The following is a 20,320-nucleotide window of genomic DNA, read 5'->3' on the forward strand; positions in this document are numbered from 1 at the left end:
GCTTCGCCTATCTTGCTTCCGATGTCTGACTTTCTTCGCCCCGACGCCGCCCTGCAGGCGCTGCGCCCCGCCGTAGCCGCCGAAAAGGCGGCCGCCACCGCCACGCCCGGCGACTTTCTGCACGCCACACTACGGCCCGTGCTTAAGCTCCAGAACCCGCTGCTGCTGGCTGTAACAGCCGATTTTGTGCGCGACCACCACCTGCCGCTGGCCTCGGCCGACCCCGCCGACCAGCGCCGGCTGCTGGGCGAGCTGCTGGCCCGCAACACCAAGCTGCGCTACTCGGTGGTGGGCCTGATAACGGGCCAGTTTACGAGCGAGGAGCTGGCCTACTACCGCCGGCACCGCCCCGAGCTGAACCGCCGGCTGCTGGCGCTGGCCACCCAGCGGGTGCAGGACCAGGCCGCCGCCGTGGCTGCCCTGAGCCTGGCCCCGTGAGCACGCACTACGCCACGCTGGGCCTGCCCGCCAACGCGTCGGCCCCCGACATCCGGCAGGCCTACCGGCGCCTGGTGTGGCTCACCCACCCCGACCGCACCCCCGACCCGGCCGCCCACGCGCGCTACCTGGCCATCAATGAGGCCTACGAGGTGCTGCGCGACCCCGCCCGCCGCGCCGTCTACGATGCCGCCCTGGAGTGGCGGGCCACTGCGCCGCGCACCGCGCCAAAATCGGCCCCGGCGCCAGCACCACCACGGACTGGTCCGGCCCGGCACCCGCCGGCCGGTTATCGGCGGCCGTCGGTTCCGCCGACGCATGTGCTGTACGCGGCCCAGTTTGCCCTATTTCGGCCCTGGTTGCGAGCCGCCGCAGTGCTGAGCCTGCTGCTGCTGGGGCTGCTGCTGGCCGATTACATGACGAGCCGGCTGTTGCCCAACGAAACCGTGCAACGGTTCGACTACATCAAGCGCAGCCGCCGTGGAGGCGACCAATCCTACCTTGTCTTTTACACCGAACGGGCCCGTTTTCGCACACCCACCACCATAGACCTGGAACCCGGCGACCAGGTCCGCGTGGAGCAAACGCGCTTACTGGGCAAGCCCCGGACGGTACTGGTGCTGTCGGGCAAGCTGCGCGGACAACGCCCGACGGTGGCCCGGTTCGGGTTCCTGGGGGCGTTGGGACCCGTAGTTGCCCTTTCGGCGCTGGGGGTGCTGCTGCTGCGGTTGCGCGCCGACCACGCCTTCACCCTCGGGTTCATCAACTGCGTGGCGGCCGGGCTGCTGCTGGGGTTCTACGTTTTCTAGCCCTGTTTCCACCTCTCCGCTATAAGCAAAACGGCCCCCGACGTGTGTCGGGGGCCGTTTTGCTTGAAAGAGCTAATCGTACTGCGAGTCGCGTAGCTGGACGGGTTCGGTTTTTTTGCGCAGGCGCATGTTCAAAACTTCTACCAGCAGCGAAAAAGCCATGGCGAAGTAGATGTAGCCTTTCTCGATTTCCTGGTGGAAAGCCTCCATTACCAGCAGCACGCCAATCATGATCAGGAACGAGAGGGCCAGCATTTTGATGGTGGGGTTGCGGTTGACAAAATCGGCCACCACGCCCGAGAAGGCAATCATGACGCCCATCGAGAGGATGACGGCCAGAATCATAATCAGCACGTTATCTACCAGGCCCACGGCCGTCAGGATGGAGTCGAAGCTGAAAACGATGTCGATGACGATAATCTGGAAGATGATGTTGAGCATGGACACGCGGCCCTTGCCGGCCTGGGTTTCATCGTCCTCCTCACCCTGCAGCTTGGTATGGATTTCGGTCGTGCTCTTGCCAATCAGAAACAGGCCGCCGGCCAGCAGAATCAGGTCGCGCCCGCTCACGCCGAACGGCTCATCCAGCCAGGGCAGGTTGAGCGTGAACAGCGACGCCTTCAGCCCGACAATCCAGCTGATGCTCAGCAGCAGCCCGATACGGCAGACGAGGGCCAGCAGCAGCCCGATGGTGCGCCCCCGCGGCTGCAGCGCCACCGGCAGCCGGTTGACGATGATGGAAATGAAGATGATATTGTCGATACCCAGCACGATTTCCATGAACGTGAGCGTGAGCAGACTCACCCAGGTATGCGCCTGAGAGAAAACCGAAAAGTCGAAGTGCATCTGGCGTTGGTGTGCTGGTTTTTTGGTGTGCTGGTATGCTGAAACCGCCTGTCGTCCTGAGCCTGTTGCGCTTAGTGCAAGGACGAAGGACCTATAAACAGACCATTCTGCTTTGAAATCAGCTTCTGTATAGATCCTTCGCAGGCGCAGGATGACCGGTGGCTGTCTGCCCTTACTTCATGTTTACAAACTGCAGGGGCTGGCCGATATCGGCGCTGCGGAGCACGGCAATGGCGGCCTGCAACTCGTCGATTTTCTTGGCCGACACGCGCACCTGGTCGTCCTGCATCTGGGCTTCCACCTTCACCTTGGCATCCTTGATGGCCTTGATGATTTTGCGACCCGCATCTTTGTCGATGCCGGCGCGCACTTTCACGGTTTTCTTCATCATCGTGCCGCTGGCATGAGCCTCGTCCGTGAAATCGAGGGCCGTACCATCAATTCCCTGCTTCACCAGGCGGGTGAGCACGATGTCTTCGAGGGCCCGGATGCGCATGTCGTTTTCCGAGGTGAGGGTGATGACGTTGGTTTTCTTGTCGAGCTCGATGCCGCCCTTGGTGTCGCGCAGGTCGTAGCGGGTCTGGAGTTCTTTTTTGGCCGTGTTCACCGCATTTTCGAGGGTTTGCGGGTCCACTTTGCTCACGATGTCGAAAGAAGGCATATCAGGAAGGAAAAAAGTAAAAAGAGAAAACACTGCCTTAACGCAGAAACGGCCGCCAAAGATAAGGCCCTGCCAGCGGGCGGCTCCAAACGCCTCCCAAACACCTTGCAGAGCGGGGTTTCCGCTTTATTACCGACTTTAGACGCTGCCTATGTCCATCATCACGCCCCAAACGGCCGCCCACTGGGCCGCCTACTACCGCCTGCGCTACACGGTGCTGCGCCAGCCCTGGCAGCAGCCCCCCGGATCGGAGCGCGCCCCCGACGACGACGTGCCCGGCACCACCCACGCCCTGCTGCTGGCCCCCGCCGCCCCACCCCTGGGCGCGGCCGATATGGCCGATGCCGTTCAGGCCATCGGGGTGGGCCGCCTGCACGCGGCGGCGCCCGGGCAGGGGCAGCTGCGCTTTATGGCCGTGGCGCCCGCCTGGCAGGGCCGCGGGGTGGGCCGGCAGCTGCTGGATCATCTAGAAGCCGCCGCCGCCCGGCAGCAGCTCCGCGAAATAATTCTGCACGCCCGCGCCGAAGCCGTGCCGTTCTACGAGCGGGCCGGCTACGTGGTGGTAGCGCCATCGCACCTGCTCTTCGGCCGCATTCCGCACTTTCTGATGCGCAAGGCGCTGGCCCGCGACTAACTGGCGGCCCCAAAGCGCCCGCAAGCGCCCAGCGAACCCGCCGCCGCCGGCACCCGGCTGCGCGGAAAGCACTTACCTTTTCCAACCCGTTTCACTCCCTTCTAGCCTCTATGGAAGTCCCGTCCGATATTGCCGCGCTCATTGCTACCTACAACCAAATCAACCACTACGGCCGGGCCAATGGCATGACGCTGCACGTCGACCAGCCGGGCAGCATCCGCTACACTATGCGCGTGCGCGACGAGCACCTGTCTTCGCCCAACACCTGCCACGGCGGCGTACTGGCCGGCCTCATGGATGCGGCGCTGGGCGCGGCGGCTCTCTCGCTGGCTTTCACGGCGGCCGAGCTGGTGTCCACGGTCGAGTTCAAGATGAACTACTTCCACCCGGTGTACCTGCACGATGAGCTGGAGGCCCACGGCAGCATCGAGCACGCCGGCCGAACCCTGATTGTGAGCACCACCACCATCCGCTGCCCCAGCCGCGACAACCTCGTGGTGGCCCGCGGTCTGGGCACCTTCAACCGCTACCCCGCCACCAAGCGCGACTTCCGCGACCTGCTGTTTCCCGGCGCCGTCTGAGCTGTTAGCTGTTAGCTGTTAGCTGTTAGCTGTTAGCTGTTAGCTGTTAGCTGTTAGCTGAAAAACGAAGAAGGCCCCGTACTCGGTTGAGTGCGGGGCCTTCTTTTAGTCGGGGCGGTTGGCTTTTCTTGAACGAAAGCTACCAGCTAACAGCTCTCAGCTAACAGCTCCAAAAAGCTACATGCGTTCGGGCGAGCTGGCCGATTCGTGCTCCTCGTGCTCGTCGTGCTCGTCGCCGTAGTTATCGTCGTCGTCGTCGTCATCCTCGTCGCGGTCCACTATTTCGGGGGCATCAACTTTGCGCACGTTGCGGGCGCAGTCCTCGTCGCGGTGGTTGCGGCCAACGGTGAACTCCACCCAGTCGCCTTCCTGCAGCTCGTTGAAGTCGCCCTCCGACATATCAGCGTAGCTGAAGAACAGGTTGTTGGGCGGCATCACAACGAAGCCGAAGCCGTTTTTGAGGTTTTTGATGGTGCTCATGCCAATCGTGCCGACCGGGCCGGCGGCCGTGGGGCCGGTGGGGCGTACGGGCTTGGTGCTGGGAAAGGCGGCCGGCTCGGGCGTGTTCACGAACAGCGACTCAATCAGGTCGTCGCCGTCGGTGAGGCCCTGGTCGATGATTTCGTGCATCTGCACCGGGTAGGTGGCCTGGTCGAGCAACTGCTGCGAAGCGCGGGTAACGCGGTTTTCGCCCTTGAAATCGGTGTATTTGAAGTCCCAGTTGAGCAGCATAACGCGCGTTCCCACCGTGTTGAGCTTCTTGATGAGGGGCGCGTAGTCCGAGTCGCCGGCGATGAGCACCACCACGTCGAGGCTCTTGTGGATGGACAGTTCCAGGGCTTCGAGCGAGAGCCACACATCGATGCCTTTTTCCTGCAAACGGCCATCGCGCGTTTTCAGGGGCATGTAGTGGGTGGCAATGCCCATGTTCATGAGGATGTCGTCGAGCAGCCGGTCGTGGAACAGGCGGTCCTTGTCGCGGGCTTCGGTGGCCGAGAGGCGGCCGCGGAAGAAGTGCGAGTCGATGATCTGGCTCAGGCGCACGTCCACATCCTCCTCCTCAGCTACCTGATGGCGGATAAACTCGTGCAGGCCTTCGAGGCTGATGCGGGCCTTGCGGTCGTGCTGGAAGTAGTAGTAATCACTGATTTTCAGGAAATAATTGCCATCATAAAAAATACCAATCCTGATCAGTGGGCTATTCATCTGGTTCATAAAAAAGTTTGTTTAAGCGCGAGAAAAGAAGGCGAAGCGGTAGTGAGCAGAAAGAAAATTTAATCGGCTACTCAACCGCAGCCGGGACAAAGGTACGAGTTGTTGAGGTTGCTGTATAATAATAATCCATAGCGGTGGTACAGCGTCGGTTTCTGCCGTTTGTGGAACCTGACAACGGTTGAGCTTCCTAACCGGGCAGTTGACCGGCCCGATGAAAGCCTGCCCCATACGAGGCCAATGGTAGAAATACCGCCAAAAATTACCGGATAGTGCCTCCTATAAAGTTACATACCCGTAGGGCGATACTTAAAGAATGATCAGCCGGTAAGCCAATATACAAAATTCTAATTTCTTAATATCAATTAACAGGCGCCAACCTGCCGCCTGGCTGGTCACTGGATTCTGCCGGCGTTTCCGGCTTAAATCCAATTAACCTGTTAGCCTGCATTTTTCGCCGTTTACGCAATGGTTGTTAAAGCTGGCATCGACCGAAAGATAAGTTTCAACACCGGGCGGTGCCGTAAAATTCGGCCAAACGCCATATTTCACGGCCCGGGCTATGGTTGCAGCAGGTTAACCGATTGATTGGCCCGACGGCGGGGGCCGCCGGCCCCCGCTGCTCAGAATGGCAGGCGGCTTATAATCAGGGCCAGCACCAGCACGCCGTAGGCGGCGCAGATAACGACTTCGAGCATATTGCCGCTCTTCGAGCCGGTGCGGATGAGCGGGATTCCCAGGCTTGTATCGACCAGGGGCATAAACCACTTCACGCCGGCCTTGGTAACCGAGTCGGCCAGCAAGTGCGACACGTAGCCGCCGCCCGCAAACAGGGCCACGCCGTGCCAGCCCAGGCTCTGGTTGGCCAGATGCCCGATGTAGGTCCAGGCGGCGGCGGCCCAGATGGTGTGGGTGTAGGAGCGGTGGCTGGTGAAGGGCGCCAGCGCAATAAAGCAACCCAGCATGCTCAGCCACACAAAGCCGGTGTAGAGGCCCGCTACCACCGTGCACAGCCCCGTAAAGAGCAGCGCCAGCTTACGGGTGGCCTCGCCCTGCATGGCCGCGCCCACCAGCCCGAAGGCCAGGGCCACCGTAAAGGCCAGCCGCCGGTCGGGGCCGGGGGTGAGTTGCCACTGGGCGTAGGCGGCTACCACAGCGGCCACCACCACAAAGGCCCAGCGCACATAGTTTTGGGCGAAACCAAGGCGCTTACTGAGCCGGGAATTCGGGTGGTCGAGGTCGGGGGCCAGGGCCGAGAAGCCGGCCAGGGCAATACCGGCCGGCGAGAACGGCACGCCCGGCACAAGGCCCGCCACGGCCACGCCGGTAATCAGGCCAATGGCCAAGTGAGAAGAACCGCGCAATTGTAGGAGACAGTGGTTAGTGAAGGAATGGAAACGTCTGTCATCCTGAGCGCAGCGAAGGACCTCATCCCGCCGGAAAGATGGCAAAAACGAGTCGTGCCGGCCGGATAAGGTCCTTCGCTACGCTCAGGATGACAAATGTCGTTCATCTATGCACTAAAAGCTGCCGCTGCTGCCTTTCAAGCCACTGCGCATATCCTGGACCTGGTTTTCGAGATGGGCCAGGCATTGGCGGAAGGCATCTTCGGCTTCGACCTGCTCCTGCGCGGGCAGGGGGCCATCGTGCTGCACGTGTTCGCAGATGAGGCGCAGCTGCTGCACAATGCCCTCCCACTCCTTGTCGCCCGGTGCTGGTTGCTTGTCTGCCATAGCTTTACGTGCAGGGCCTGCCCCTGGTAGCGCGTGAGCAGGGAAGATACGACGGGAACCGGTAAAAGCGGCGGAAACTTTCCGGGGCCGGCCGTGGTATTGACTAGCGCGCCCCGCGCCATGTGCCCGTACTGCCCGACCGGTTTTGCTCCCGGCCGGGCTTCTACCGTTGCCGGCCGCGCCGTTTTTGCCTTCCCTTCCGCTTTAGCCGCTCCTTCCTTTGCAGGTTTCCGACTTCCTCAAGCTCTACCTCCTCGACCCCACCGTGCTGACGGTGGGCGCCCGCCTCAACCCGGCCACCCGTCGCTCGCTGGCCAAGGCCGCCGACAAGGCCGAGGCCCCCGCCCGGCTGCATCTGCGCGGGCTGGTGGGCTCGCAGGATGCCGTGCTGGCCGCCGCGCTGCACCACAATTACCCCCAGCAGCCCCAGCTGTTCATCCTCCACGACCGCGAGGAAGCCGCCTACTTCCTGGCCGACCTCCAGCACCTGCTGCCCGACGAGGAGCCGCTGATGTTCCCCAGCTCCTACAAGCGCCCCTACGCCTTCGACGAGACGGAAAACGCCAACGTGCTGATGCGGGCCGAGGTGCTCAATAGGTTGAACTCGCGGACTTCGGCGCCTCACCCCCCGGCCCCCTCTCCGGGGGGAGAGGGGGTGCCAGCCGACAAAAAGCAAGGGGCTACAATGGGTCATCAGGCTCCCCCCTCTCCCCCCGGAGAGGGGGGCCGGGGGGGTGAGGCCCCTGGCGCCCTCATCGTTACCTACCCCGAGGCGCTGTTCGAGAAGGTGATCAACAAGAAAAGCCTGGTGGCCAACACGTTTATCGTGAAGGTGGGCGATAAGCTCGATGTGAACTTCATCAGCGAGATGCTGGCCGAGTACGACTTCGAGCGGAGCGACTTCGTGTACGAGGCCGGCCAGTTCGCGGTGCGCGGCGGCATCGTGGATATCTTCAGCTACGCCAACGAGCTGCCCTACCGCATTGAGCTGTTTGGGGATGAGGTGGAGACGATTCGCACCTTTGACCCCGAGAGTCAGCTTTCGGTGGACAAGAAGAGCCAGGTGAGCATCATCCCGAACGTGCAGACCAAGCTGCTGCAGGAGACGCGGGAGGCTTTTCTGGACTTTATTCCGGGCGATACGGCCATCTGGGCCAAGGACTTGCGCCAGACGCTGGACGTGGTAACCGAGTCGTTTGAGCGGGCCGAGGCCAACTTTCAGCAGCTGATGGCCGGGGCCGCGGGCATGCAGATTGTGAGCAAGCCGGAGGACCTGTTCGAGTCGGGCAAGAGCTTTAAGAAGCTGCTGGAGGGCTTCGCGGTGGCCGAGTTCGGCAAGCGGTTCTACTTCAAGACCGGCGAGAGTTTCACGTTCACGGCCAAGCCCCAGCCCAGCTTCAACAAAGATTTCGGGCGGCTGGTGAAGAACCTGCACGAAAACCAGCTCAACAGCTACACCAATATCATTGCCGCCGAATCGGTGCGGCAGGCCGACCGGCTGCGGACGATTTTCGACGAGCTTGACAACAACGTGCAGTTCCAGCACCTGCTGCTGGGGCTGCGCGAGGGCTACATCGACGATACGCTGAAGCTGCTCGTGTACACCGACCACCAGCTGTTCGAGCGCTTCTACCGGGCCCAGGAGGGGCGCAAGTTCTCCAAGAAAAAGGCACTCACCCTCAAGGAGCTGCGCACGCTGGTACCCGGCGACTACGTGACCCACCAGGACTACGGCATCGCCCGGTTCGCGGGCCTCACCCAGGTGGAAATCAACGACCGGATGCAGGAAGCCATCCGGCTGATTTACCGGGATGACGACGTGCTGACGGTGAGCATTCATGCCCTGCACAAGATTGCCAAGTACAGCGGGGCCGAGGGCACGCCGCCTACCATGAGCAAGCTGGGCTCGCCGGAGTGGGAGAACAAGAAAAAGGCCGTCAAGAAAAAGGTGAAGGACATTGCCGCCGAGCTGATCCGGCTGTATGCCAAGCGCAAAACCGCGCCCGGCCACGCCTTCGCCCGCGACTCGTTTATGCAGGCTGAGCTCGAATCGAGCTTCATTTACGAAGACACCCCCGACCAGGGCAAGGCCACCGAAGACGTGAAGCACGACATGGAGCAGCCCCACCCCATGGACCGGCTGATTTGCGGCGACGTGGGCTTCGGCAAGACGGAAATTGCCATTCGGGCCGCGTTTAAGTCGGTGGCCGATGGCAAGCAGGTGGCCGTGCTGGTACCCACCACCATCCTGGCCATGCAGCACTACAAAACGTTTCGGGAGCGGCTCTCGAACCTGCCCGTGACGGTGGAGTACGTGAACCGCTTCAAGAGCACCAAGCAGATAAAGGAGACGCTGGGCCGGGTGGCCGAGGGCAAAACCGACATCCTCATCGGCACCCACCGCCTCACCAACAAAGACATCAAGTTCAAGGACCTGGGCCTGCTCATTATTGACGAGGAGCAGAAGTTCGGCGTGAAAACCAAGGACAAGCTCAAGGAGCTGAAGGTGAACGTGGACACGCTCACGCTCTCGGCCACGCCCATTCCGCGCACCCTGCACTTCTCGCTGATGGGCGCCCGCGACCTGAGCGTGATTGCCACGCCCCCGCCCAACCGCCAGCCGGTGCAAACCGAGCTGCACGTGTTCGACGAAATCCTGATTCGCGACGCCGTGGCCCGCGAAATCAAGCGCGGCGGGCAGGTGTTTTTCGTGCACAACCGCGTGAAGGACATCGAGGAAATGGCCGCCATGGTGCTGCGCCTCGTGCCCGATGCCCGCATCACTTACATTCATGGGCAGATGGAGGGCGACCAGCTCGAAAAGCGCATGATGAAGTTCGTGGACGGCGACTACGACGTGCTGGTGAGCACCAACCTCATCGAAAGCGGCCTCGACATTGCCAACGCCAACACCATCATCATCAACCGGGCCCACATGCACGGCCTGAGCGACCTGCACCAGATGCGGGGCCGCGTGGGCCGCTCCAACAAAAAGGCCTACTGCTACCTGCTCACGCCCCCGGTGGCCGGCTTGCCCTCCGATGCCCGCAAGCGCCTGAGCACGCTCGAAGAATTCTCCGACCTCGGCGACGGCTTCAAGGTGGCCATGCGCGACCTCGACATCCGGGGCGCGGGCAACCTGCTGGGCGGCGAGCAGTCGGGCTTCATCAACGATTTGGGCTTTGAAACCTACCACCAGATTCTGGACGAGGCCGTGACCGAGCTCAAGGAAACCGAGTTCCGCGACCTGTTCCTAGGCGACCCCACCCAGCGCCTGCAGCAGGCTGCCGCCACGGCCGGCCCCAGCGAGTGCAACATCGAAACCGACCTGCAGGTGCTGATTCCGGACGCCTACGTGAGCAACGTGTCGGAGCGCCTGCAGCTGTACAGCAAAATGGACCGCGCCAAAGGCCCCGAGCAGCTGCACAAGCTGCTGGCCGGCATGACCGACCGCTTCGGCCCGCTGCCGCCCGAAGTGGAGCAGCTGGCCGACATCGTGCGCCTGCGCTGGCAGGGCCGCCACGCCGGCTTCGAGCGCCTGAGCTACAAGAAAAACGTGCTCAAGGGCTACATCCCGGCCGAAAACAACGAGGCCTACTTCCAGGGCGACACCTTCGGCAACATCCTCTCCTACGTGCAGACCCACCCCAACTCGGCCAGCATGAAGGAGCGCAAGCAGCAACTCGTCTTCAGCATCAGTAACGTGCCCAGCGTGGCCGCCGCCAAGCGCGTGCTCAGCGAGCTAGGCAGCGAGGAGCCGGTGGGGGTGTGAGGATAGAATAGTTTATTCGACAGCTTTCTTTTTTTTGATTGCTGAGAATCTGTATGAAACTTTTCTAGAAGGAATTCTGCCATTTGCATTTGACCATCCTACACCATCTAATAAATTATCCGTAATGACACTTGGAATGTCATTTACTATATCATGATACTGAGGCTCATATGCTTGATGGTCTATAGAAAATAAAACTTCTGCTATATCTTTTTCAACCACATATTTTTCAAGATTTTTTATAAGATTTACCATGGCATCATATCCTAATCTTTCAATGATAACTAGCATCCTATCATCTTTAAGACCAGCAACTATTTTTGCTAAATTAGTGATAACATCCTGATATCTATTAGGCTGAGTTTCGTTTAAGCAAAATTGAAACACAACTATATCAGAATTTCCAAATTTATCTAAGTGTCTTGAATAAAAATTTGCGTCCATGAAATCATCTTCACAAGTTTCTAACGCAATGTTCCCACTATCTGGAATGGCAAGAATCAGTTTGTCATAAGCAATTGCCCTTGAATACCCCCAACTATCTATATATTTATCTATTAAGCAAATTTCATAATTTATATTCTTTTTATATGAATTAATAATAGTCAAAAGACCCACCACTTCCGGACACGGGCCGGGGCCTATAAAAACCAATCTAACTAAATCTGCAGAACTCATACGAATCATCCTACCACCTTCCTTTATTTTTTTCATTACATCAATTATAGGCTGGGTATAAATAGGAAAATATCTAATTAAATAACAAGATTGGATATTTTCATTTCCATAATCAACCTTGATGGCATTGCTTCTGAATGCGTCAAAAAGCTTGTTCATATCAGGCTTCAGTCCTTGCAAGTAGGCTATTTTCTCCGCTTCAGTACGAACGCCATTTGACTCGAAAATACCTTCTAATATTCCTTTATACATGAGGATTTTTTATTTGATTACCCTAAAAGTTAAATTTATTCTCTCCTTCAAATCTCTTGATGTTTTGGGAATTTGATGTTGCCAATAATGTTGTGTTGTTCCCTGCATAATAACTACACTTCCATGGCTCAATGGCACATCAACTTTAGGAAGTTCTTTTAAATACTTGTGCTTAAATTGAAAAGTTCTAGTATCTCCAAAGCTGACTGAAGCGATAGTAGCATTTTCACCTAATTCCTTTTCGTCGTCGCTGTGCCATGAAACGCTATCCTTTCCATCTCGATAGAGATTAAGCAGAACACTGCTGAAAGAAACATTAGCAATTTTTTCTAATTCGCTTTTTATTGCTAAAAGGTCAGGAGTCCATGGATCCGGATTCATTGGAATACCAGAATAAGAATACGGCTTATCGGTTTCCCCATACCATGCAGTTAATCGAGGTAAAGGCATTTCCTTGCCATAAAACTTTATTTTATCTTGCCGCCATTTTATATCATTCAATAAATTTTTAAAATACAAATCACTCTGGTTTTTAGAGAAAAAATCAGGAAACACGATTACATCTCCGTCTGTCATATCCAAATTTTTACCTTTCTTTGATGCAAGTGGTTGACTAGCGAAAAGGTCAGGCTGCTTCAAGGAAGAATTTTTAACAATACTGCTATGATGCCTATCATTTTCTAACGCCATAGATTTAGACTGGCTTATTTTATTGTTGCCCTGCGCATTTATAATCTTAGAATCTTGCTTAATTCCTTCGGATGCAGTGACAACAGTCTCATCTATCTTGGCACTATCGGATAGCTCCTTCATGAGCTCTCTAGTACGTACACGTACACGCTGCACGACCTCCTCTTCATTACGGCCTTCTATTCTAGCTATAGTTTTTGCATAATCTTCTAGGATTGCCCGAGACATACAGAAGGAGGTCATTGCCTGCTTATTTTTATCGTGTTCAAGTTTGATTGACATGAGTTTGGCCTTACTGTTGGAAAATTTGAAATGCCTCTTGGTATCACAGAGGCCGAACCAGGTAACCCGTTTTAAAGGTAGCAAACGTTTTAATCTACATGCAAGTTCGGATCCTATGACAGGCTGCAGCAACGGGGCTACCCTTGCATTTCGTAACACAGCAAATCCACCTAACTATGTAAACCATCAAATCTACCATACGCCGTTGCACCCCCTCTCTCTCAGCTAGATGAATACATAACCCGTCTAATCAACCAACAACATACCCGAATCAAGCGGCTAAGTAGCCTTTCGATGCCGCCACGCGGGCCGGCGACCCTACCACGTGCATCGGAGCAGGAAACTAAGCAACGGGCGAAGCTGGCCATGCTGCAAGCCACCTTGGCCGTGCTCGACCAGCACGCCGACCTCTACGCCACCAACCAGGCCCTCGGCAAAGCCCACGACGAGCTGGCCGCCCTCGTCGCGGCCCTCGACCCCACCGCCGACCGCCAGCGCAACGCCGTGACGCCCGCCCAGCCCGGCGCCGTGAAAAAGCAAACCAAGCAGCTGCTGGCCCAGCGCGCCGCCGAAGTCGCCGCCGCCCTGCTGGCCCTGGCCGACGAGCAGGACGACATCCGCCTGCACACCGACGCCGACTACACCGAAAAGCAGCTCCAGCGCCAACCCGACAACGACCTGCTGCGCATCGGGGCCAACCTGCACCGCCGCGCCACCGAGCACGCCCAGCCCCTGGCCCGGCAAAACGTAACGCCCCAGGAGCTCCAGGACCTGCAAGCCGCCCTCGACGCCTTCCGCCAGGAGCTGACAACGCCCCGCACCGCCGTGGCCACCGGCAAGGCCCTCAAGCAGCAAATCAGCACCGACCTGCGCCAGGCCAACAACCTGCTCCGCAACCGCCTCGATAAGTACCTGCTGCGCTACCAGCGCCCCCAGCCCGCCTTCTACACGGCCTACCAGTCGGCCCGCCAAACCATCAACACGGCCGCCCGCTCCCCCAAGTCGTCGGCAGTTTAGGGAGGGGAGTTAGTTTCTAGCTGCTGGTCTGCCACGCGAGTCAGCCCCCGGCCCACAAAAAAAGGCCGCCCGAACCGGGCGGCCTTTCTTATGCTGGATTCCGGCGCTTATTTGGCGGGCATCAGCACGGTATCGATGGAGTGCACCACGCCATTGGTGGTTTTGATATCCGCTTTCGTGACGGTGGCCTTGCCGCCTTTGGCATCCGTGAGGGTCACAGTGCCGCCTTTCACGCCCACGGTCAGCGACTCGCCCTGCACCGTTTTCACTACCTGGCCGTCTTTGAGGTCGGCGGCCATCACGTTGCCAGCTACCACGTGGTAAGACAACAGGTTGGCCAGTTTCTTTTTGTTGGCGGGCTCCAGCAGCGTGTTCACGGTACCGGCGGGCAGCTTGTCGAAGGCCGCGTTATCGGGAGCGAATACTGTGTAGGGGCCGGCAGCCTTGGCCTGATCGGCGAGGCCGGCGGCACCCAGCGCCGCAAGCAGTGTGCTGTGGTTGGGCGAAAGCGCCGCGCTGGCGGCCAGGTCTTTGCCGGTTGAAGCCTTGGCGGCAGCAGGAGCCATAGTTTGGGCCGAAGCCGCTTCGGTTCCGCCTACATACAATAGCCCAGCCAGCAGGAGAGCGAACAATGGTTGCTTTTTCATAGGTGTTTGGAAGGAGTTGGGGATTGGTGAAAGGTTGGGTGCCAAAGCACTCAGTCGTTTTCAACAGCCGGCAGCCAGGATTGTCGCTGATTGCCAAAATCTTGTAAATGAACCAGTAACCCTGCCCCGGCAGCAACAGCCAGCCGCCCACCCGCCCCACCGCATCGATAAATACCTGCTGCGCTACCAGCGTCCCCAGCCCGCCTTCTACGCCGCCTACCAGTCGGCCCGCCAAACCATCAACACGGCCGCCCGCAGTGAGAAGTGAGAAAACCAGCTGTCATCCTGAGCGCAGCGAAGGACCTTATGACGTTAGAACGGCCATAATTAGGGTCTGCTCAAACGTGATAAGGTCCTTCGCTGCGCTCAGGATGACAGCTGGTTTTCTTCGTTCTGCTACCTCTCACCTACGCCTCTTCCAGCCCGCGCTTTTCCCGAATCAGGTGGTTGCGGTAGTTGTAGAGGGTTTCTTCGAGGCCCACGGGGTAGGTGTGGGGGTTGAGGAAGCGGCGGATGCTGGGGTCGAGGGCCAGCACTTCGCGGTGGGCGCGGGCGCGGCTTTCGGCCAGCGGGGGCAGCGGCTGCAGCAGCCGGCCCCGCCGGAACACGGGCTCCAGCAGCTCGCGCGAGGGCGTTTCGGCGCGCACCGAGCGGCGGCGGGTGGCATCGAGCGGGTCGATGATAACCAACGGGCCTTCGGGCAGCGGCGTGGCCGTGTTGTAGAGCATGTCGGCGCGGGGCTGACCCTTGTCGGTTTCGTAGCGGCGCACCTGCAGGATGCCGGGGGTGCTGGTTTTGGCCAGCTGCTCGCTCAGCTTAATGGTGAAATCCCAGCCCGAGTCGTCAGGCTTGCGCAGGGCCGCCAGCTTGTACACGCCCCCCAGCGCCGGCTGGTCGTAGGCCGTTACCAGTTGCGTGCCGATGCCCCAGGTGTCGATTTTCGCGCCCTGCGACTTGAGGCTGGTAATCAGGTTTTCCTCCAGGTCGTTGCTGGCCACGATGCGCACGTTGGGGAAGCCGGCCTCGTTGAGCAGTTCGCGGGCCTCGCGGCTCAGGTAGGCCAAGTCGCCCGAGTCGAGGCGGATGCCGCCCAGCTCGTGCCCTTCGGCCCGCATGGCGCGGGCCACCTTAATGGCTTTGCGTACGCCCTCCAGCGTGTCGTAGGTGTCCACCAGAAATACCGAGTCGTCGGGGAAGGCGCGGGCGTAGGCGGTGAAGGCCGTTTCCTCATCCTCGAAGGCCATCACCCAGCTGTGGGCGTGGGTGCCCTTCACCGGAATTCCGAAGCGCTGCCCGGCCAGCACGTTGCTGGTGGCATCTACCCCGCCCAGATACGCGGCGCGGCTGGCCGAAAGGCCGCCGTCGGTGCCCTGGGCCCGGCGCAACCCGAACTCCAGCACCGTATCGGTGCCGGCGGCCTCGCGGATGCGGGCGGCCTTGGTGGCAATCAGGGTCTGGAAGTTGACGAGCGTGAGCAGGGCCGTTTCGATGAGCTGGGCCTGCAGCAGCGGCCCCTGCACCCGAATCAGCGGCTCGTTGGCGAAGGCCACCGTGCCCTCGGGCATGGCGTCCACATCGCAGCTGAATTCCATCGTGCGTAGGTAGTCTAGGAACTCCGGCGGGAACAGCGGCGTGCCCTTCTCGCCCTGCAGGTTGCCCAGATACGTCAGGTCGTCTTCCGAGAAGGCCAGGTTTTCGAGGAAGTCGGCCACGTAGGCCAGGCCGGCGGCCACGGCGTAGCCACCTTTGAATGGTGGGCGGCGGAAGTAGAGGTGGAACACGGCTTCGCGGTCCTGCAGGCCCTGCTGCCAGTAACCGTAGGCCATTGTAACCTGGTACAAGTCGGTGAGCAGGCTGAGCGAGGGCGCGTAGAGGCCCGAAAGGGGAGCTAGGTTCATGGAGAGCATCGATTGGTCAGGCAAGCTTACGCAGATATTTCAATTCGGGCCCGCCCGCCGGGCTTTTCGTGCTATACTTGTACCCTGCCCTAGCTGCTACCTGATGATTCGAATTCTACTCGCCGACGACCACACCATTCTGCGCGACGGCATCCGGGCCTTGCTAGCCCGCGAGGCCGACCTGCAGGTGGTGGGGGAGGCCGCCAACGGCCAGGCCCTGCTGGAGCTGCTGGCCCACACCCCCACCGACCTGGTACTGCTCGACGTGAACATGCCCGTGCTCGACGGCTTTGCGGTGATGCCGCTGCTACGGGCGCAGTTTCCGCAGGTGCGGGTGCTGGTGCTCTCCATGCTCGACCACGAGAACTACGTGCACCGCATGCTCGAAGCCGGGGCCCTGGGCTACGTGCTCAAAAACGCCGACAGCACCGAAATCATCCACGCCATCCGCACAGTAGCCGCCAACCAGCCCTTTCTGTGCACCGAAATCGGGCTGAGCCTGTTGCGCCGCCTGGTGGAGCGCACCCCAGCCCCCGACCCGCTGGCCGCGTTGGTCTACCAGCCCCGCAACGGCTGGCCCGTACCGGCCGCCGCACCGGTAACGGGCCAGCCCGAGCTGTCAGGCCGCGAGCGGGAGGTGTTGCAGCTTATTGCCGAGGGCCTCACCAACCAGGAAATTGCCGACAAGCTCTTCACCAGCAAGCGCACCATCGAAACCCACCGCCAGAACATCATCGAGAAAACCCAGACCAAAAACACGGCCGCCCTCATCCGCTACGCCATGAGCACGGGGTTGATTGGGTGAGAAGTCCCACTCACTATAGCATCGCCAATTACCTTATGCTTACGTCCACTCCTCACAAACCCGCAGTGCTGGCTGGCAACCTGCTTTTTGCCGCAGCTTCACTTTCTATTATCAGCTTTCTGATGTTCAGGCCGCTGCCCACCAGCGTGCTGAGTTGGGTAGGTTGGGTAACCGCTTTCGGATTTTATTTACTCATTGCCTACGTTGTTCGGCGGGGAGACAATGGGGCCCGTACTGTTCTGCTTATGGTAGTGGGAGCCGCGGTATTTAATCATCTCGTCGACAACGGATTTACACTGCCGCAACTGCCGAGCCCGCCATTACGTGCCGCCGCTTGGGTGCTGGAAACACTGCTGCTATCTGGAGCACTAGCGCTGCTCTACCTCCGGCCCCGCTCGGAGTTGCCCGTGCCTTCAGGCTAGGCGACCCGGTATGCGGGCAGTAGTACCGCTATGCATGGAGTTCCCTACGCCCCAACTGGTAACTCCTTCCAACAAAAACAAATAAAAAAACCGTGCCTGCAAACTGCAAACACGGTTTATTGTAGCCGCGACGGGAATCGAACCCATATCAAGCGTTTAGGAAACGCTCGTTTTATCCATTAAACTACGCAGCCGGTTGCTTTAGACCCCAAAGGTACGCTGAAAGCGCAGGCGGGCCAAATGGCGCGTATCTTCGGCCGTAGGCGTTGTAGGTGCCTTTTTCCAACTTTTATGGGCGTACTGGAAGATTTACGGGCCCGCAGGCGGCAGATTGGTACCGTGGCCACCTCGGCTTTCGATGGGCAGCAGCCGGCGCTGCTGCTGATTCCGGATATCAGCGGCTTCACGCGCTTCATCGAGCAGTCGGGCAGCCCGCAGGCCCCGTTTCTGGTGGCCGATCTGCTCGAAATCCTCATCGAGTCCAACACCTTGGGGCTCGAAGTAAACGAGATTCAGGGCGACGCCGTGCTGTTCTACCGGCTGGGCCCGCCACCGTCGGCCCAGGCCCTGGTACAGCAGTGCCGCCGCATCTACCTCGATTTTCAGAACTACCTGCTGCTGGTCGAGCAGGACACCGACTCGGAGCTGGCCGCCGCCCTGCGCGAAATGGTGCTCACGCTTAAAATTGTGGTGCACTACGGCCGCGTGAGCGTGGCCCGCATCCGGGAGTATACCAAGCTGATGGGCCACGACGTGATTGTGGTGCACCGGTTGCTGAAAAACAGCATTTCCGGTGCCGAGTACGTGCTGCTGACCGAGGGCTACACCCGCACCCAGCCGCCGGCCGAACTGGCCCGCGCCTTTGCCTGGACGCGCCTGCTGCCCGGCTCCACTCACTACGACTACCTGGGCCATACGCCCTACCACTATGCCTACCTCTCGCCGCTGCGGCTGCTGCTGAACGCGCCCTCGCTGCCCGACTCCACGGCCACCGACAAGCCCCTACCCGGCCGCAGCGGCCGCCTGAAGGTGCACCGGCCGCTGCCCATTCCGGCCGAGTATGCGTTGCGGGTAGTGAGTGCCCTGCGCCTGCGCCACTGCTGGCTGGCCGGCGCCACGGCCAGCTACTTCGATGTAAGCAAGGCCGGCCGGCTGGGCACGAGCTACAAGGTAGATGTACTTAATGGCCAGATTGATTTCCAGACCGTGCAGGTGCTGCGCGACGAGGAAGGCCGCTACACGTACGTCGAGAAGATTTCGCACTTCCGCCTCTTTCCCAACGCCCTGCTGTTTTTTCACCTCGAACCCACGGCCGAGTGCTCCTGCCTGCTCACGCTGGAGCTTCGCTACGGCCACGTCGCCAGCAGCTCACGCATTATCCGCTTCGGCCAGCTGCGCCGCCTGCACCGTTTCCTGGGCCAGTCGTTGCAGGGGCTGGCCCGGCTGGTGGCGGGGGTGGAAGTCAAAGGGGAAAAGTAAACAGGCAACGCCGTCGAACGAGCCCGGTGAGGACGTTCGACGGCGTTGCCTGTTTGCTTCTTCCCTTTTACTTGAGCGCTTGCCCCTACATTTTATACAGCAGGGCAATGCCGAATGATAGTGCCGTCAGAATCAGGCCCACCATGAAGATGGTGTAGCTCAGGCGCAGCAGGCGGTACTTCCGCGTGAGCACATCGCCGAGGTAGTACACGTCGGTGACCATGTTGGTATACACCGATTCGCCATTCTTCATCAACTCGTGCATGCCGTCCTGGAAATCGTCGAGGCTAAGCTTGCTGAAGTTGCCGAAGAACAGCAGGTTCACACGGCGGTTGGTGGCAATCTGGGGGCTGCGCTTGAGCCACTTGAAGCTTGTCACGTCGGGCTGAGCGCACAGGATGGCCGTAATGACCGAGCCCAGCGCCGTAGCCAGCAGAATGCCCATGGGCACGGCAATAATGGGGTTACGAATAACGGCCATATCGGAAAGGGCGGCCGTTTTGCTCCCCAGCTTGGCGCCGAAATATGTGATGATGAGCGACATGAGCACGGCATTGAGCGAAATCATCATGCTCGCCTTTTTGTCGGCCATGTCCGAGAGCTTCATGTGGTTGCTGTACATGGTCCGGAACATCGTTTCAATGCCCCGCTTAGGCTCGGCGAAGGTACCTTCGGCTTCTTCCTCCTTCTTTTTGCGCTTCTTCTCAGTTTTCTTGAGTGCCTTCCGCTGGTCCTTGATGTTCTCCTTGAACTGCTCCTCGTAGCGCTTTTTGGCTTCAGATGAGTAGAAGCGGGCGTTGGTCAGGAAATCGAGCTGGCTTTCGGCCCAGTCGGTGTTGCTGAACGTGCGCCCCAGGGCAGCCTCCCACTCGGCCCGCAGCAGTTCGCCATTAGCGAAGAAGTCTTCGCGGCCCATGCCGCTCATGTCGGCATCCACGAGCAGTTTCTCCAGCGGCGTGCGGCGCTCGGCCTCACGGTGCGTGGCCTTAATAAGGCTCTGCACCAACGCAACGCGCTCGGCCGGATACTGCTGGCCGGTCAGCCACTCGCCAGCCAGCTCGGCGCTCCGGAACTCGTGGCCGTCGTACACGTCGATATAGCCCACATCATGAAACCAGGCCGCCAGCAGCAGCGCCTCCAGGTCGGGGGCCTCCAGGCCGGCGGCCTCGCCCAGGGCTTTGGCTTCCTTTACTACCTGGGTGGTATGCTTCGGCGAATGGTAAACGAGCTTGCCGGGCAGCTTTTCTTCGAGCAACGCCAATACGTAGGCCTTGGCATTCTTGATAATTTCGGCCTTGGCCGGGGATGGGGTAAGAGCGGTTTCCATTGGGGAAGAGCAGGGGCACGAAAGAATAAGCGGGGGCCAGTGGGGCTTACAACGCTATTCGGGGACGGGAAGTTGGCGGGGCGGGCCCAACCGTGTTTCCACGAATTGCGTAGGGCAGCACACCGGCCCGGCCCAGG

General features: G+C 59.7%; 19 protein-coding genes and 1 tRNA gene. 9 read left to right on the forward strand and 11 right to left on the reverse strand.

The genetic code is table 11. The features are described from left to right. Window positions 1–21 precede the first annotated feature (21 nt). On the forward strand, window positions 22–438 hold the full coding sequence (locus tag BLW21_RS06510; RefSeq protein WP_092738637.1) for a hypothetical protein: 417 nt from the start codon (window positions 22–24) through the stop codon (window positions 436–438). After that, window positions 435–1,247, forward strand: coding sequence for a J domain-containing protein (locus tag BLW21_RS06515; protein WP_092738638.1), 813 nt, complete (start codon window positions 435–437; stop codon window positions 1,245–1,247). Before BLW21_RS06510 ends, BLW21_RS06515 begins: the two co-directional genes overlap by 4 nt. Window positions 1,248–1,319: 72 nt before the next feature. Here BLW21_RS06515 and BLW21_RS06520 read toward each other — a convergent pair whose 3' ends face one another. Both BLW21_RS06520 and BLW21_RS06525 read right to left on the reverse strand, forming a co-directional pair. Further along, entirely contained in the window at window positions 1,320–2,093 is a 774-nt protein-coding gene (locus BLW21_RS06520; protein ID WP_092738639.1) for a TerC family protein, read from the reverse strand. 172 nt (window positions 2,094–2,265) lie between these two features. Beyond that, a complete protein-coding gene (locus tag BLW21_RS06525; RefSeq protein WP_092738640.1) occupies window positions 2,266–2,754 on the reverse strand; it encodes a YajQ family cyclic di-GMP-binding protein in 489 nt (162 codons plus the stop codon). 151 nt (window positions 2,755–2,905) lie between these two features. Here BLW21_RS06525 and BLW21_RS06530 point away from each other — a divergent pair, with 151 nt between their 5' ends. Further along, entirely contained in the window at window positions 2,906–3,388 is a 483-nt protein-coding gene (locus tag BLW21_RS06530; RefSeq protein WP_092738641.1) for a GNAT family N-acetyltransferase, read from the forward strand. A 110-nt stretch (window positions 3,389–3,498) separates the two neighbouring features. After that, window positions 3,499–3,969 carry a PaaI family thioesterase gene (locus tag BLW21_RS06535; RefSeq protein WP_092738642.1) on the forward strand — a complete coding sequence of 157 codons (471 nt, stop codon included), beginning with the start codon at window positions 3,499–3,501 and terminating at the stop codon, window positions 3,967–3,969. Between the two features lie 177 nt (window positions 3,970–4,146). Here BLW21_RS06535 and BLW21_RS06540 read toward each other — a convergent pair whose 3' ends face one another. The 3 genes from BLW21_RS06540 to BLW21_RS06550 form a co-directional block, all read right to left on the reverse strand. Then, a complete protein-coding gene (locus BLW21_RS06540; RefSeq protein ID WP_317040221.1) occupies window positions 4,147–5,175 on the reverse strand; it encodes an NYN domain-containing protein in 1,029 nt (342 codons plus the stop codon). 629 nt (window positions 5,176–5,804) lie between these two features. Further along, entirely contained in the window at window positions 5,805–6,545 is a 741-nt protein-coding gene (locus BLW21_RS06545) for a metal-dependent hydrolase (RefSeq protein ID WP_175470879.1), read from the reverse strand. Window positions 6,546–6,701: 156 nt separating this feature from the next. Next, on the reverse strand, window positions 6,702–6,914 hold the full coding sequence (locus BLW21_RS06550; RefSeq protein WP_092738645.1) for a hypothetical protein: 213 nt from the start codon (window positions 6,912–6,914) through the stop codon (window positions 6,702–6,704). Window positions 6,915–7,134: 220 nt separating this feature from the next. Between BLW21_RS06550 and mfd the strand changes: the two genes are divergently transcribed. After that, a complete protein-coding gene (mfd, locus tag BLW21_RS06555; RefSeq protein ID WP_092738646.1) occupies window positions 7,135–10,686 on the forward strand; it encodes a transcription-repair coupling factor in 3,552 nt (1,183 codons plus the stop codon). 12 nt (window positions 10,687–10,698) lie between these two features. Here the strand turns inward: mfd and BLW21_RS21060 are convergent, their stop codons facing one another. Together BLW21_RS21060 and BLW21_RS21810 are read right to left on the reverse strand one after the other, a co-directional pair. Beyond that, window positions 10,699–11,616, reverse strand: a complete 918-nt coding sequence (locus BLW21_RS21060) for a hypothetical protein (RefSeq protein WP_139255108.1) — start codon at window positions 11,614–11,616, stop codon at window positions 10,699–10,701. Between the two features lie 9 nt (window positions 11,617–11,625). Further along, window positions 11,626–12,588, reverse strand: a complete 963-nt coding sequence (locus BLW21_RS21810; protein ID WP_245711827.1) for an alpha-ketoglutarate-dependent dioxygenase AlkB family protein — start codon at window positions 12,586–12,588, stop codon at window positions 11,626–11,628. A 366-nt stretch (window positions 12,589–12,954) separates the two neighbouring features. Between BLW21_RS21810 and BLW21_RS06565 the strand changes: the two genes are divergently transcribed. Then, window positions 12,955–13,605 carry a hypothetical protein gene (locus BLW21_RS06565; protein WP_092738647.1) on the forward strand — a complete coding sequence of 217 codons (651 nt, stop codon included), beginning with the start codon at window positions 12,955–12,957 and terminating at the stop codon, window positions 13,603–13,605. Window positions 13,606–13,712: 107 nt separating this feature from the next. Here the strand turns inward: BLW21_RS06565 and BLW21_RS06570 are convergent, their stop codons facing one another. Continuing rightward, window positions 13,713–14,252 (reverse strand): fasciclin domain-containing protein, encoded by a 540-nt coding sequence (locus BLW21_RS06570; RefSeq protein WP_092738648.1) that lies wholly within the window; start codon window positions 14,250–14,252, stop codon window positions 13,713–13,715. A 407-nt stretch (window positions 14,253–14,659) separates the two neighbouring features. Further along, window positions 14,660–16,150 carry a nicotinate phosphoribosyltransferase gene (locus BLW21_RS06580; RefSeq protein WP_092738650.1) on the reverse strand — a complete coding sequence of 497 codons (1,491 nt, stop codon included), beginning with the start codon at window positions 16,148–16,150 and terminating at the stop codon, window positions 14,660–14,662. A 103-nt stretch (window positions 16,151–16,253) separates the two neighbouring features. On the opposite strand from BLW21_RS06580, the gene BLW21_RS06585 reads away from it, so the two are divergent. Together BLW21_RS06585 and BLW21_RS21065 are read left to right on the forward strand one after the other, a co-directional pair. Beyond that, window positions 16,254–16,955, forward strand: coding sequence for a response regulator (locus tag BLW21_RS06585; RefSeq protein WP_092738651.1), 702 nt, complete (start codon window positions 16,254–16,256; stop codon window positions 16,953–16,955). A 35-nt stretch (window positions 16,956–16,990) separates the two neighbouring features. After that, window positions 16,991–17,377 (forward strand): hypothetical protein, encoded by a 387-nt coding sequence (locus tag BLW21_RS21065; protein ID WP_139255109.1) that lies wholly within the window; start codon window positions 16,991–16,993, stop codon window positions 17,375–17,377. A gap of 122 nt (window positions 17,378–17,499) precedes the next feature. Here BLW21_RS21065 and BLW21_RS06590 read toward each other — a convergent pair. After that, window positions 17,500–17,571: transfer RNA gene (locus BLW21_RS06590), tRNA-Arg, on the reverse strand. 97 nt (window positions 17,572–17,668) lie between these two features. Between BLW21_RS06590 and BLW21_RS06595 the strand changes: the two genes are divergently transcribed. Then, entirely contained in the window at window positions 17,669–18,856 is a 1,188-nt protein-coding gene (locus BLW21_RS06595) for a DUF2652 domain-containing protein (protein ID WP_175470880.1), read from the forward strand. Window positions 18,857–18,941: 85 nt separating this feature from the next. Here the strand turns inward: BLW21_RS06595 and BLW21_RS06600 are convergent, their stop codons facing one another. Beyond that, complete coding sequence (locus tag BLW21_RS06600) at window positions 18,942–20,183, reverse strand: Pycsar system effector family protein (RefSeq protein WP_092738653.1); 1,242 nt, start codon at window positions 20,181–20,183, stop codon at window positions 18,942–18,944. Between the last annotated feature and the right edge of the window lie 137 nt (window positions 20,184–20,320).

It is taken from the genome of Hymenobacter psychrophilus, assembly GCF_900107135.1.
GTDB classification, from domain to species: domain Bacteria; phylum Bacteroidota; class Bacteroidia; order Cytophagales; family Hymenobacteraceae; genus Hymenobacter; species Hymenobacter psychrophilus.

Excerpts from the sequence above, each read along its gene's own strand:
- BLW21_RS06580 (WP_092738650.1), bottom strand. The coding sequence starts at position 16,150 with ATGAACCTAGCTCCCCTTTCGGGCCTCTACGCGCCCTCGCTCAGCCTG.
- BLW21_RS06585 (WP_092738651.1), top strand. The coding sequence starts at position 16,254 with ATGATTCGAATTCTACTCGCCGACGACCACACCATTCTGCGCGACGGC.
- BLW21_RS06535 (WP_092738642.1), top strand. The coding sequence starts at position 3,499 with ATGGAAGTCCCGTCCGATATTGCCGCGCTCATTGCTACCTACAACCAA.
- BLW21_RS06595 (WP_175470880.1), top strand. The coding sequence starts at position 17,669 with ATGGGCGTACTGGAAGATTTACGGGCCCGCAGGCGGCAGATTGGTACC.
- BLW21_RS06525 (WP_092738640.1), bottom strand. The coding sequence starts at position 2,754 with ATGCCTTCTTTCGACATCGTGAGCAAAGTGGACCCGCAAACCCTCGAA.
- BLW21_RS06510 (WP_092738637.1), top strand. The coding sequence starts at position 22 with ATGTCTGACTTTCTTCGCCCCGACGCCGCCCTGCAGGCGCTGCGCCCC.
- BLW21_RS06600 (WP_092738653.1), bottom strand. The coding sequence starts at position 20,183 with ATGGAAACCGCTCTTACCCCATCCCCGGCCAAGGCCGAAATTATCAAG.
- BLW21_RS21060 (WP_139255108.1), bottom strand. The coding sequence starts at position 11,616 with ATGTATAAAGGAATATTAGAAGGTATTTTCGAGTCAAATGGCGTTCGT.
- BLW21_RS21065 (WP_139255109.1), top strand. The coding sequence starts at position 16,991 with ATGCTTACGTCCACTCCTCACAAACCCGCAGTGCTGGCTGGCAACCTG.
- BLW21_RS06550 (WP_092738645.1), bottom strand. The coding sequence starts at position 6,914 with ATGGCAGACAAGCAACCAGCACCGGGCGACAAGGAGTGGGAGGGCATT.
- BLW21_RS06520 (WP_092738639.1), bottom strand. The coding sequence starts at position 2,093 with ATGCACTTCGACTTTTCGGTTTTCTCTCAGGCGCATACCTGGGTGAGT.
- BLW21_RS21810 (WP_245711827.1), bottom strand. The coding sequence starts at position 12,588 with ATGTCAATCAAACTTGAACACGATAAAAATAAGCAGGCAATGACCTCC.
- BLW21_RS06540 (WP_317040221.1), bottom strand. The coding sequence starts at position 5,175 with ATGAATAGCCCACTGATCAGGATTGGTATTTTTTATGATGGCAATTAT.
- BLW21_RS06565 (WP_092738647.1), top strand. The coding sequence starts at position 12,955 with ATGCTGCAAGCCACCTTGGCCGTGCTCGACCAGCACGCCGACCTCTAC.
- BLW21_RS06530 (WP_092738641.1), top strand. The coding sequence starts at position 2,906 with ATGTCCATCATCACGCCCCAAACGGCCGCCCACTGGGCCGCCTACTAC.
- BLW21_RS06570 (WP_092738648.1), bottom strand. The coding sequence starts at position 14,252 with ATGAAAAAGCAACCATTGTTCGCTCTCCTGCTGGCTGGGCTATTGTAT.